Annotated in this window: 14 protein-coding genes; 10 read left to right on the top strand and 4 right to left on the bottom strand. The window is 36.7% G+C overall.

All coding sequences use genetic code 11. The annotated features are described in order from the left end of the window. Positions 1-2 precede the first annotated feature (2 nt). The 4 genes from JOE44_RS11995 to JOE44_RS12010 all read left to right on the top strand — a co-directional run bounded on the left by JOE44_RS11995 (position 3) and on the right by JOE44_RS12010 (position 3,436). Positions 3-296 carry a putative quinol monooxygenase gene (locus tag JOE44_RS11995; protein ID WP_209785765.1) on the top strand — a complete coding sequence of 98 codons (294 nt, stop codon included), beginning with the start codon at positions 3-5 and terminating at the stop codon, positions 294-296. 2 nt (positions 297-298) lie between these two features. Continuing rightward, positions 299-1,054, top strand: coding sequence for a type 1 glutamine amidotransferase domain-containing protein (locus JOE44_RS12000; protein WP_209785766.1), 756 nt, complete (start codon positions 299-301; stop codon positions 1,052-1,054). Between the two features lie 212 nt (positions 1,055-1,266). After that, a complete protein-coding gene (locus tag JOE44_RS12005) occupies positions 1,267-2,250 on the top strand; it encodes an aldo/keto reductase (protein WP_209785767.1) in 984 nt (327 codons plus the stop codon). Positions 2,251-2,467: 217 nt separating this feature from the next. Continuing rightward, positions 2,468-3,436 carry a cyclase family protein gene (locus tag JOE44_RS12010; RefSeq protein WP_209785768.1) on the top strand — a complete coding sequence of 323 codons (969 nt, stop codon included), beginning with the start codon at positions 2,468-2,470 and terminating at the stop codon, positions 3,434-3,436. Between the two features lie 485 nt (positions 3,437-3,921). Here the strand turns inward: JOE44_RS12010 and JOE44_RS12015 are convergent, their stop codons facing one another. From JOE44_RS12015 to JOE44_RS12025, 3 genes are all read right to left on the bottom strand, one after another. Continuing rightward, positions 3,922-4,365: a carboxymuconolactone decarboxylase family protein gene (locus JOE44_RS12015; protein WP_105684462.1), complete on the bottom strand. Its 444-nt coding sequence runs from the start codon at positions 4,363-4,365 to the stop codon at positions 3,922-3,924. Between the two features lie 7 nt (positions 4,366-4,372). Then, positions 4,373-4,804, bottom strand: a complete 432-nt coding sequence (locus tag JOE44_RS12020) for a DoxX family protein (RefSeq protein ID WP_245169769.1) — start codon at positions 4,802-4,804, stop codon at positions 4,373-4,375. 63 nt (positions 4,805-4,867) lie between these two features. Next, positions 4,868-5,440, bottom strand: a complete 573-nt coding sequence (locus JOE44_RS12025; protein WP_105684464.1) for a Crp/Fnr family transcriptional regulator — start codon at positions 5,438-5,440, stop codon at positions 4,868-4,870. Positions 5,441-5,503: 63 nt separating this feature from the next. Between JOE44_RS12025 and JOE44_RS12030 the strand changes: the two genes are divergently transcribed. The 4 genes from JOE44_RS12030 (at position 5,504) to JOE44_RS12045 (ending at position 9,335) form a co-directional block, all read left to right on the top strand. After that, positions 5,504-5,869 carry a DUF1304 domain-containing protein gene (locus JOE44_RS12030; protein ID WP_105684465.1) on the top strand — a complete coding sequence of 122 codons (366 nt, stop codon included), beginning with the start codon at positions 5,504-5,506 and terminating at the stop codon, positions 5,867-5,869. Between the two features lie 530 nt (positions 5,870-6,399). Then, positions 6,400-7,650, top strand: coding sequence for a glycine betaine/L-proline ABC transporter ATP-binding protein (locus tag JOE44_RS12035; RefSeq protein WP_209785770.1), 1,251 nt, complete (start codon positions 6,400-6,402; stop codon positions 7,648-7,650). Between the two features lies 1 nt (position 7,651). Next, the gene (locus tag JOE44_RS12040; RefSeq protein WP_209785771.1) at positions 7,652-8,479 is read left to right on the top strand and encodes a proline/glycine betaine ABC transporter permease; all 828 of its coding nucleotides are present in this window, start codon (positions 7,652-7,654) and stop codon (positions 8,477-8,479) included. Position 8,480: 1 nt separating this feature from the next. Then, a complete protein-coding gene (locus JOE44_RS12045; RefSeq protein ID WP_209785772.1) occupies positions 8,481-9,335 on the top strand; it encodes a glycine betaine ABC transporter substrate-binding protein in 855 nt (284 codons plus the stop codon). A gap of 307 nt (positions 9,336-9,642) precedes the next feature. Here the strand turns inward: JOE44_RS12045 and JOE44_RS12050 are convergent, their stop codons facing one another. Further along, positions 9,643-10,020, bottom strand: a complete 378-nt coding sequence (locus tag JOE44_RS12050; protein ID WP_105684557.1) for a helix-turn-helix domain-containing protein — start codon at positions 10,018-10,020, stop codon at positions 9,643-9,645. 92 nt (positions 10,021-10,112) lie between these two features. Here JOE44_RS12050 and JOE44_RS12055 point away from each other — a divergent pair, with 92 nt between their 5' ends. Further along, positions 10,113-11,102, top strand: coding sequence for an NADP-dependent oxidoreductase (locus JOE44_RS12055; RefSeq protein WP_209785773.1), 990 nt, complete (start codon positions 10,113-10,115; stop codon positions 11,100-11,102). A gap of 3 nt (positions 11,103-11,105) precedes the next feature. After that, on the top strand, positions 11,106-11,576 hold the full coding sequence (locus JOE44_RS12060; protein ID WP_209785774.1) for a cupin domain-containing protein: 471 nt from the start codon (positions 11,106-11,108) through the stop codon (positions 11,574-11,576). The last annotated feature ends 228 nt before the right edge of the window (positions 11,577-11,804 follow it).

The following is an 11,804-nucleotide window of genomic DNA, read 5'->3' on the forward strand; positions in this document are numbered from 1 at the left end:
TTATGAAAATTCATCTTACAGCCATTATAAAAGCCAAAGAAGAACATCAGACAGAAGTATTGGAAGTTCTTCAGAACATGGTAAAAGAAACAAGAAAAGAAGAAGCTTGTGAACTTTACAGCTTACATCAGGGAATTGAAGACAAAAATGAATTCGTTTTCTATGAAATCTGGAAAAATGAAGAAGGACTGGCTCAGCATAATCAGCAGCCTTACATCCAGGCTTTCGGAGCTTTGGTAGACGAAAAACTTCAGGAGAAGCCACAGATTTATCTTACAAATAGTATTAGTATTTAACCATGAAAAAATTAGCGTTGTTAGTACTGGCAATCCTTACCATAGGATTCGTTCAGGCCCAAACCAAAAAATCAAAAAATATGAAAAAGAAAATTTTATTTGTCGTAACCAGCCATGATAAAAAAGGAAGTACCAGTGAAGATACAGGATATTATCTGGGGGAAGTTTCTCATCCATGGGAAGTCCTTCACAAAGCAGGATATGAAATTGATTTTGTAAGTCCAAAAGGAGGAACTCCTCCGGTAGACGGATTTGATTTGAAAGATCCTGTAAACAAGGAGTTTTGGGAAAACAAAGAATACAAAAACAAGATGGATCATTCTATGACTCCATCTCAGGTGAATCCAAAAGACTATTCAACGGTATTTTATGCAGGAGGACACGGAGCGATGTGGGATTTTGCAGACAATAAGGAACTGGCAGATATCGCTTCAAAAATTTATGAAAACGGAGGTATTGTAGCAGGTGTATGTCATGGTCCTGCAGGGCTTGTGAATATCAAACTGAATAATGGGAAATATCTTGTGGACGGAAAGAAAATCAATGCTTTTACCAATGAAGAAGAATCTGAAGTAAAATTAACCAACGTTGTTCCTTTCTTACTGGAAGATAAACTGAAAGAAAGAGGAGCAAAATTTGAAAAATCAGGGCTTTGGCAGAATCATGTAGTGGCAGATCAAAGAGTTATTACAGGACAAAACCCACAATCAGCAAAGAGCGTTGGAGAAGCTATTTTAAAAGAATTACATAACAAATAATTTTACCACAAAAGTCGCAAAAGTTTTTTTAACCCTTAAGTAAATAAAGCTATCATATTGGCTGTTATAAGAACACTTAAGTTTTTGAAAATCTACGATTTTCGCGAATGCTGCAATTGAAACGGCGAGAATTCCCCTCATCCGGAGGGGTGGCGAAAATTCAAAGAATTTTTGACGGGGTGGTTTAATACAACAATTTTAAAACAAACAAAATGGAATATAGAAAATTAGGAAATACCGATTTAGAATTATCAACCATCACACACGGTGCTTTTGCTATTGGAGGAAACATGTGGGGCGGTAATGAAAAGCAGGATTCTATTAATTCTATTCACGCATCATTGGATCATGGCGTAACTTCTATTGACACGGCACCTTTCTATGGTTTCGGATTAAGCGAGGAAATGATTGGTGAAGCAATCAAAGGAAAAGACCGTTCAAAAATCCAGCTTTTAACAAAATTCGGATTGGTATGGGATGGAAGTAACAATGGCAAAGGAGAATTTTTCTTCGATGCAGAAGACGAAGGAAAAACAATTCCCGTTTATAAATTAGCTTCTAAAGAAAATATCATCAAAGAAGTTGAAGAAAGTTTACAAAGATTAGGAACGGATTATATTGACCTTTTGCAGCTTCACTGGCCGGATAGTACAACTCCTATCTCCGAAACCATGGAAGCCATGGAACTTTTAATTCAGCAGGGAAAAATCCGTACCGCAGGAGTAAGCAACTATAGCGTAGCTCAGATGGAAGAAGCTAACAGAACTTTACAGCTTGCCAGCAACCAGGTTTCTTACAGCATGCTGAACCGTGCTATTGAAAACGATCTTGTTCCTTATTCTTTAGAAAACAATACAGGAATTATCGTGTACAGCCCAATGGAAAGAGGTCTTTTGACCGGTAAATATTTCAAAGAAACTCAATTGAAGGATAACGATCACAGAAACGGATATTTCTCTCAGTTTGATTTGAATAAAGTGAAAACTTTCTTAGAAAAAATTGAACCAATCGCTCAGGAAAAAGGAGCCAGCCTTTCTCAATTGGTATTAAGATGGACTACTCTGCAACCCGCTATTACAGTGGTACTGGCAGGCGCAAGAAATGTACAGCAAGCTATTGAGAATGCAAAAGCAATGTCGATTGACCTTTCACAGGAAGAACTGAACATTATCAATTCAGCGTTGAGCGAAATTTAATAGAGCTGGAAGCTGGAAGAAGGAGGCTGGAAGTTATTGATGCCGGATAATAAATAGATTGGTTTACAATTAACTTCAATTGTCATTCCGACGAAGGAGGAATCTCTCTGTTATCTACAGAATAGTGCAATAGAAGCCTGCTAATTATCAATACAATAATAAAACTTCCCTCTTCCAGCTTCCCACTTCCCTTCCCCAATCCCAAACCTTACAAAAAATGAAAAATAATCTGATCAAAATGTTCGGGTTAGCAACTCTGTTGACTATTAGCAGCGTTGCTTTAAGAGCTCAGACCCTGGTAAACCCGGAAGACCAGTCATGGTACCCATCTGCTTATGGAGCAAAAGACGAAATCGGAGCGGCCAATCTACTGACTCCTGAAGTGGTAAAACAAGCCCTTGGTTTAGTAAAACAAGGTAAAACATTAGCCCTTGCCGTTCCTATTGATAAAAACCTTCCCGCTTTCAGACACAGAAGCTTCAATTTATACAATATTCAGCCCGGAGAACAGGCCGGAAAAAGCATAGGTCCCAATAAATTCACCTTCAATGACGAATTGGTCAACGGATGGACCGGAGTAGGAACACAACTAAACGGTATCGGGCATATCGGGATTGATAACATGTACTACAATGGAAATAAAGCCACAGACTTTGTAACCGTAGAAGGGGTAAAAAAACTGGGTGTTGAAAAAGTACCTCCGTTCGTTACCCGTGGTGTAGTTCTTGACATGACGGCTCATTATGGAAAATCTATTGTGCCGGGAGGAACAGAATTTACCGTAGAAGATATCCAATCCGTTTTAAAGAAACAGAAACTTACCCTACGAAAAGGTGATATCGTTCTTTTTAATACCGGATGGCTTGAATTGATTGGTAAAAATAACCAGCAATTTCTTGAAACAGAACCGGGAATCGGAATGGATGCCGCAAAATGGCTTGCCGATCAGGGAATTGTTGCTTTTGGCGGTGACACCTGGGCTTCCGAAGTATATCCCAACCCAAAAAGTAAAGAAGAATTCCCTATCAATCAATTTATGCTGGCTAAAAAAGGAATCTATAACCTGGAACTGATTGACAGCCGTCCTTTGGTTAAACAAAAAATCTGGGAATTTTTATTCGTACTGGGACAGCCTTTATATGTAGGTTCTACTCAGGTGAATGTAAATCCTGTGGCTATTTATTAAATTAAATACAGTATGAGTTTGTTTAAACTTTTATACTCATTATTTTAACCGCAAAAGGCACAAAAGTTTTAAACACTTAAGTTTTTTCAGAACGAGGCCTTATGCGTAATAAGTACACCTAAGTTTTGTGAAAATCTTTGATTTTCATCTTGTGTGAACTTTTCTGCGGTATCATTTTACACTTACTTAAGTGAACTCAAGTGTTTTAAAATGAAACCTTTTGTCACTTTTGTGGTTAGGTAAAATTAAAACAACTTTTATATCCGAGAAACAAAGAGACAAGGTAATTCCGTTTAAAAAATAAAATGAACCTTAGATTTATTTTTAGAATTAATACCCAAACCGTATTACACTGTCACTTTGTATCTTACATCAAAACGGCCTTTCAAAAATTTGAAAGGCCGTTTTTTTAAATAAAGTAAACATCCGTAGATGATGCAGTCTTCATTAACATCCATCTCCCATCTCCCCGCTTCCAGACTTCACTATTTTGCAATCGGAAGATGAGTACTTACTGCAATTCTGTTCCATGCATTGATTGTTACGATAGCCATAATGATCTGAGCAATCTGGTTATCATCAAAAAATGACTTTGCTTTTTGGAAAGTTTCCTCAGTAAGCCCCTGATGGCTGATCAAAGTAATCTCCTCAGTCATTGTTAAAAGTACCTGTTCTTCTTCTGTGAAAAATTCTCTGGCTTCCGTCCATCCGTTCAGAATAAAAATTCTCTGAGGCGTTTCACCATATTTGATAGCATCCTTTGTATGCATATCAAGGCAGAAAGCACATTTATTGATCTGTGAAGCTCTGATTTTAATTAATTCCTTCTGAATATGGGTTAAAGAAGTGGTTTGTAAATATCCTTCTAATCCCATCATCGCTTTGTAAGCTGCTGAATCTACTGTTGCAATATTCAATCTTGCGCTCATAATATTATTATTTTTGGGTTAATTGATCTATACTTAAAGAATAACGTTGTTGTACTGCCAGTAAAAGCGCTGCAGCACTTCCTACCCACACGGAATAGTTAAGTGGAGCTTTTGGCCCTGATGCAATGGTCATGGATATCGCAAAAATCAAGAGTAAAATACTGCTTCCATATGCTGCTATTTTTGTTTTAAATCCTAAAACCAGCATTAAAGGGAAAAGAATTTCTAATAACGTCGCAGCATATGCTGAGACTGTACTCAAAGCTTCCGGAAGGAAATAGGTCAGCTGTCTTGTATATTCTTTAAAACTCTCCATGTTTCCCCATGACGAATTTTCTTTGCTCCATAATCCGAATCGGTCTGCCACCGCAGAAAGCATTGTAACGGCAAGAGCCAGCCTTAAAAAGAGTTGCGGAAATTGATTTTTATGATCTGTCATTGCATTAGCTTTTAATAACATGACAAATTTCCGGTTTCTTATTCGTAAAAATCTTAAACTGGTTTAAGATCGTAATTTTGCTCTGATTTCGCTCAGATATTCCGGAGTAAGATTCAAAAAGGAAGCAATCAGGTATTGAGGAATTCTTTGGATAAACCACGGATATAAAGTACTGAAATGCATATAAAGTTCTTCTCTGGACATCTCATACAAATAACGGATTCTCCGTTCCGAAGCAGCATATGCCCTTTGATAGACCATCCGGAAATACCTTTCCATCACAGGATGTTTTTTTAATAAATCTTCCTGACGCTCCAGATCAATTACCAGAATAGAAGAATGCTCTACTGCCTGTATTGAAAAATCTGTCTGTATTTGTCTTTCGTAAGCAAATGTATCTGTAATCCACCAGTTTTCAATGGCAAACTCGGTAGTTTGCTCCACTCCTTTTTCGTTGATGAAGAACTTTCTCAAACATCCTTTCAACACAAAATACATCGTTCGGCAAACCTCTCCTTCCAGCACCAGATTTTGTTTCTTTTTCACATCAAGAACCTGAAAAAAAGACATGATGGAAACAAATTCCTCATCGGTTATGGTAATAAATTTATTTAAATGCGATTTGAATGAGTCCATCTTAGAAATTAATACTCAAACTTAACTTTATTTTTTTAGTTTTACAATGAGAAAATATTTATTATGGAAATCGTTGCTAAAATTCTGATCGCAATCGTTGCACTGGAACATATTTATATTCTTTGGATGGAAATGTTTGCCTGGGAAACCAAAGGAAAGGAAGTTTTCAAAGCAGCTTTACCTGCGGAGATGTTTAAACCTACCAAAGGATTAGCAGCCAATCAGGGACTTTACAATGGCTTTCTGGCAGCCGGACTGATCTGGTCATTTTTGATTAAAGATCCGCAATGGCAAACCAATGTGGCGCTGTTCTTTTTAGGATGTGTAGCCGTAGCAGGAATATATGGAGCAATTTCGGCTACTAAAAAAATATTCTTCGTTCAGGCTTTACCCGCTATCCTTGCCATTATTGCCGTCTTATTGAAATAGTCTTACGGGTAATATCGTCAAAGTTTCTTCTCACATCAATATTCTCTTAACTAGAATGATAAGAGAAGAAATTCCTGTGAAACACAACTTTAAAACAATACTGAAAATCAATATATTACAGCCTAAAAAATCCATTTAATATAAAATTCGTAAATTTGCAGCGTCATAAAAAATTGATATACAGTTTTTTGATGCTGGCAAGCATTTTGATTAAATGTAGCCATTCAAGTTGTTCAGTACACATATCTGTAATTACCTCATCAGTAATTTAATTGTAGAATCTATGTAAAAGATTAGCTTCTTTTTACATGATACACTCTTTTTCTAGAGTATAATCTATTGAAATATTTAAAATAAACATAAGGCCGGCAGGTCTTTATGCTGTTATTTTTTTGTTTAAAGCTTTTATCACTAAAGGCTTAGCAAATTATTTTATCCTATCGTCATCAGCAGAACAACGAATGCTAAATGTATATAATAAATTGGTGTACAATATATTATATCAAATTATTAATTGAAAAATTCTGAATATGGAAAAAAATGAAAACACTCGAAAAGTAAAACTTAAAGTGGAAGACCTAACCATCATCTTTGGTAAAAACAAAGAAAAGGCACAGGAACTTCTGGACAAAGGTTTTTCCAAAAAGGAAATTCTTGAAAAAACAGGCTGTACCATCGGAATCAACAAAGCCAGTTTTGAAATCTATGAAGGAGAATTTTTTGTTATCATGGGACTTTCGGGAAGTGGAAAATCTACTCTGCTTCGTTGCCTCAACAGACTGAACGAACCCACTTCCGGAAAAGTATACATCAATGACGATGATATTACCGGTAAAAACAATAAACAACTGCTGGAAGTAAGAAGAACAGAAATGAGTATGGTATTTCAGAAATTCGGATTACTTCCCCACCATACTATTTTAGACAATGCTGGTTTCGGACTTGAAATTAGAGGGGAAAACAAAGCTTCCCGTGATAAAAAAGCACAGAAAGCCCTGGATATTGTAGGGTTGAATGGTTTTGAGAACCAGTATCCTTCCCAGCTTTCCGGAGGAATGCAGCAGAGAGTAGGATTGGCAAGAGCTTTAGCTAATGACCCGGAAGTACTGCTTATGGATGAAGCCTTCTCCGCACTGGATCCATTGATCAAATCTGAAATGCAGGATCAGATGCTTGAACTGCAGAATACATTACAAAAAACCATTGTCTTTATTACCCATGATTTGGACGAAGCCATTAAAATTGGAGACCGTATCGTCATTATGAAAGATGGGGTCATAGAACAGATAGGAACAGCTGAAGAGATCTTAACCAATCCTGCAAGTGATTATGTAAAAGCCTTTGTAGAGAAAGTAGACCGTAAAACAATTATTACAGCCAGATCTTTAATGTTCGACAAAGCTACAGTGGTACGTTTCAGAAAAGACGGTCCTGAAGGAGCTTTAAGAAAAATGAGAGCCACAGGACTGGAAAACCTACCTGTTGTAGATTTTCAGAATAAATTTCTGGGGTTTGTAACGCTTAATGACGTTGTCCGAATTGCCAAAAAGAAAGAACCTACAGTGGAATCCATTATCAACAGCAATGTTCCTTCAGTTTATCCAGAGGTAACCGTAGAAGAAATGCTGCCATTGATTTCCGGAAGTAAATCAGCCATCGCAGTAATTGATGAAGACAATAAATTCTTAGGTCTTGTTACCCAACTATCTCTCATCATAGAAGCGACCAAGTTTAACGAAGAAGAAATCATTGAATTAAAAGAAATCGCAAACAATCAATAAGATGAATAAAACTATAGATATAGGTCAATATGTAGAAACTGCTATCAATTGGCTCACAGAAAATGGAAAACCTGTATTTGATGTCATAAAACATTTGGGAAATGCCTCTATTATGGGGATTGAATGGGTTTTAACAAACACACCTTTTTATGTAATCATTCTCTTCTTTACCCTGCTGGCATTATGGAAGGCAGGAAAAGGAATTGCTGTGGTAACGGCTGCCGGATTAAGTTTAATATTTTTAATGGGACTATGGAAAGAAACCATGGAAACACTGGCCCTTATTTTTGTTTCCACCATTACAGCTCTTATTCTTTCTATTCCTTTGGGAATTTTAGCGGCTAAAAGCACAATAGCAGACAAAATCATTCGTCCTTTACTGGATTTGATGCAGACGATGCCGGCATTTGTTTACCTGATTCCTGCCGTTCTGTTTTTCAGTATCGGTAAAGTTCCGGGAGCTTTTGCAACCATCATTTTTGCCATGCCGCCCGCGGTAAGATTAACAACATTGGGAATAGAAGCTGTTCCGAAAGATATCGTGGAAGCAGCCAGAGCTTTTGGAGCTACCAACCGTCAGATCCTTTTCAAGGTAGAACTTCCTTTAGCCATGAAAACTATTTTAACAGGAATCAATCAAACCATACTATTATCTTTATCCATGGTAGTTATCGCAGGGATGATTGCCGCAGGAGGTTTAGGGGAAAAAGTATTGGAAGGTATTAATAATCTGGATATCGGATTAGGATTTGAAAGTGGATTATCCGTTGTGATTTTAGCCATTATCCTCGACCGTATTACTCAGGGATTTGTAAAGAAAAAGCAATAAGATGAAACAATTTAAATATATGTTTTTACCCGCTTTAATGTTAATATTTACAGCATTAAGTTCGTGTGAAAATATAAAAAACTCCAAATACATCACCATAGGAATGGTAGATGGCTGGGCAGAAGATGTTGCCATGACGCATGTTGCCAAAGCCATTCTGGATAAACAGGGTTATCATGTTATAATTCAAAAAGCGTCTACCGATATGATTATGGCTTCAATGAATAATGAAGATACAGATCTTTTCATGGGAGTCTGGCTTCCTTATACACATGCTAAAAAACTGGCAAAATTCCCGGGATTAACCCATATTGGCACCAATTACAACAATGGCCGTATAGGATTGGTCGTTCCGGAATACGTCCCTGTTAATTCCATTGAAGAACTTAATCAGCATCAGGAGCAATTCAGCCACAGAATCATAGGAATTGAAAAAGGAGCCGGATTAACAACCGGAACGGATAAAGCTATTATTGATTATAAGCTGGATTACCAACAGATCAACTCCTCTACCATTGCCATGATCACCGAATTGCAAAACGCCATACAACGTAAACAATGGATTGTGGTAACCGGATGGCAGCCTCACTGGATATTCGGCAAAATGAAACTTAAATTTCTTGATGATCCTAAAAAGATATTTGGTGAAGCTGAGCAGATTAAAACCTATTCCAGAAAAAGTTTTGTGAAGGATCATCCGGAGCTGGCCAGGTTCTTTTCCAGACTTCATTTTGATGATGAAAATATGTCTGATCTTTTAATGAAAATGGAACAGAGTAAAAATAAAGAAGCTACCGCTAAACAATGGGTGGAAGATCACTCTGAACTGGTAAATTTATGGTTAGATAAAAATTAATAAACAATTTGGTATTATTTAAAATCCTCAACCCTGCTTTGGGTCTGGGGATTTTTTCATCTATGCGACAGAAGAACACGCAGATTCTTTTGACTTTTTTCTATGAAGCAATATTTATTAGTAATCGCAAAGGCGCATAGAAATTTAATAATATACTGCTGTAAGGCGCAAGAAAATCTAAGATTTTCAGCAAAGGTTTTATAAAATAAATAAACAGCATTCAATTTTATCGGAGATAAAATCCTTGCGCCTTAAAACATAAGAAAAGAAAAAACTTAGCGTCTTTGCGTTTTCCAATATCTCACAACTACCCCATTGATTCTTTAATTTTTTCCCGATGAAGTATTCCCCAATTGACCAATGTTTCTGTGACAGGAAATACAGATTTCCCGTACTCGGTCACCGCATAAGTTACCGTAATAGGTTTCGTATCCTGAATGGTTCTGGTGATGAGAAGATTGGTTTCCAGTTCTTTTAATTCTTTGCTCAGCATTTTAGCAGAAATTCCCTCAATACTTCGTTCCAGCTTTTTAAAATGAATCATCTGATCCGGCCTGTTGGTCAGATACCGTAAAATCATCAGTTTCCATTTTCCTCCTAACACATCAAGGCTGTCGCGCATCGCAAACAGTTCTTCTGTACAGCTTGCCTCTCTTTCGATACCGTTTTCAATGATTTTTGCCATAATAGTTTCATGAAGGTAACTAGTTACCATTGGTTAACTAGTAGCAAATATAAACTATTCCCTCTTTACATTTGTGTATCAAATAAAAACATATGAAAGCAGTTATTTTAAATAAAAACGGAAAACTGGAGGACGGATTTACAGAACAGCCCAAACCCAAAAGCAATGAAGTTTTAATCCAGATTAAAGCAAGTGGTTTCAACCCCATCGATTATCAGATGCTGGAAAATGAATTGGAACGGAAACTGATCAGTTCCCCGATATTAGGAAGAGAATTGTCCGGAATTGTAATAGATAAAGGTTCCGAAGTTACAGAATTCAATATTGGTGATGAAGTATATTGTGGCAGCGGCTCTATGGGAAGCAATGGTACTTACGCTGAATATATTGCTGTTCCTGAAGCCATTGTTTCCTTTAAACCAAAAAATATTTCGTTTGAACAGGCAGCTGCTATTCCTTCAGCAGGACTTACTTCTTTGCAGATCTTTAAACGCTTACAATTAAATCCGGAAAATACTGTCCTTGTGACAGGTGCAGCCGGAGGTGTGGGTTCATTTCTGATTAAATTTTTACTGGCACATAATATCCGACAGGTTATTGCAACCGTTGGCAGTGAAGAAAACAGGCAGATGCTTCTCAAATTAGGTCTGAAAGATCATCAAATCATTAATTACAGAGAGGAAAATCTTATTGAAAACATATTAAAAGCCAATAACAATCAGCCTTTTGAATTTGGAATTGATCTGGTTGGAAACTCTATGTCTGAAGTGACGGCCGAAGTTTTAAAAATTAACGCAACTTATGTGGATGTGACCGCTTTAGTCACTAAAGATGCTCATGAAATGCTGTTCAACAAGGGAACTTTGATCATGAATATCTCCAATTATACCTATGGAATGATAAAAAAATATGAGTATTATAAAAACAGTTTACTAGAAATAAAAAGACTTATTGAAAACGGAACGATTCTTCCTCCTCAGCATAAACTCGTGGGAAACCTTTCTCTGGATACCGTTTTGCAGGCACATTCTATATTAAAAAATAATCAGACGCAAGGGCATAAACTTATTATGAAACATTAATCTATGAACAAAATACCAAGACGAATCGTAACTGGAATTAAAGAAGGAAAATCGATTATAATTGAAGACCAACAGGTAGAAAACGCTGTGGAACATTTTCCCGGACTTATTATTTCAGATGTATGGAATACACAGAAAATGCCGGCCAGCTTAGAACTTGAAACGAAAATTCCCAATACCGGATTTCCTCAAACTCCTAAAAACGGTACTTATTTCCGATATGTTGTTGTCCCTCCGGATAAAGATCTAGGAGTAGAATGGAAAAAGAATGAACCTCACCCCATGATGCATCAAACACCAACACTGGATTATATCATCATCCTTTCCGGTGAGCTCTATCTCATCATGGAAGAAGGAGAAACGCTTCTGAAACCGGGAGATATCGTCATACAAAGAGGCACCAATCATGCATGGAGCAACCGTACTGATGAACCTTGTATTCAGCTGGCAGTTTTGATTGATGCAGATAATTAATTAAAAGATTTAATTATTTAAAAATTGGGATCGTTCTCACAAATTTTAAAAGTTCAACAAGCCAAAAAATCTGTGGCATTTGTGTAATCTGTGGGAAATAAAAATAAGATTTTGCAAGGTTAGAAAAACGTAAAGGCGCAATAAAAATAAATAATGTTTTGTTTTTTAAAGCGTAGAAAATCAAAGATTTTCAGCAAGGAATAATCTATAAAGTATTAGGAATATACA

The sequence above is a fragment of the Chryseobacterium sp. PvR013 genome, from assembly GCF_017833095.1.
In the GTDB taxonomy this organism is placed as follows: Bacteria; Bacteroidota; Bacteroidia; order Flavobacteriales; family Weeksellaceae; genus Chryseobacterium; species Chryseobacterium culicis_A.

Bases quoted from the DNA above. Each gene is read 5' to 3' on its own strand.
- JOE44_RS11995 (WP_209785765.1), top strand. From the start codon at position 3: ATGAAAATTCATCTTACAGCCATTATAAAAGCCAAAGAAGAACATCAG.
- JOE44_RS12000 (WP_209785766.1), top strand. From the start codon at position 299: ATGAAAAAATTAGCGTTGTTAGTACTGGCAATCCTTACCATAGGATTC.
- JOE44_RS12005 (WP_209785767.1), top strand. From the start codon at position 1,267: ATGGAATATAGAAAATTAGGAAATACCGATTTAGAATTATCAACCATC.
- JOE44_RS12010 (WP_209785768.1), top strand. From the start codon at position 2,468: ATGAAAAATAATCTGATCAAAATGTTCGGGTTAGCAACTCTGTTGACT.
- JOE44_RS12015 (WP_105684462.1), bottom strand. From the start codon at position 4,365: ATGAGCGCAAGATTGAATATTGCAACAGTAGATTCAGCAGCTTACAAA.
- JOE44_RS12020 (WP_245169769.1), bottom strand. From the start codon at position 4,804: ATGACAGATCATAAAAATCAATTTCCGCAACTCTTTTTAAGGCTGGCT.
- JOE44_RS12025 (WP_105684464.1), bottom strand. From the start codon at position 5,440: ATGGACTCATTCAAATCGCATTTAAATAAATTTATTACCATAACCGAT.
- JOE44_RS12030 (WP_105684465.1), top strand. From the start codon at position 5,504: ATGGAAATCGTTGCTAAAATTCTGATCGCAATCGTTGCACTGGAACAT.
- JOE44_RS12035 (WP_209785770.1), top strand. From the start codon at position 6,400: ATGGAAAAAAATGAAAACACTCGAAAAGTAAAACTTAAAGTGGAAGAC.
- JOE44_RS12040 (WP_209785771.1), top strand. From the start codon at position 7,652: ATGAATAAAACTATAGATATAGGTCAATATGTAGAAACTGCTATCAAT.
- JOE44_RS12045 (WP_209785772.1), top strand. From the start codon at position 8,481: ATGAAACAATTTAAATATATGTTTTTACCCGCTTTAATGTTAATATTT.
- JOE44_RS12050 (WP_105684557.1), bottom strand. From the start codon at position 10,020: ATGGCAAAAATCATTGAAAACGGTATCGAAAGAGAGGCAAGCTGTACA.
- JOE44_RS12055 (WP_209785773.1), top strand. From the start codon at position 10,113: ATGAAAGCAGTTATTTTAAATAAAAACGGAAAACTGGAGGACGGATTT.
- JOE44_RS12060 (WP_209785774.1), top strand. From the start codon at position 11,106: ATGAACAAAATACCAAGACGAATCGTAACTGGAATTAAAGAAGGAAAA.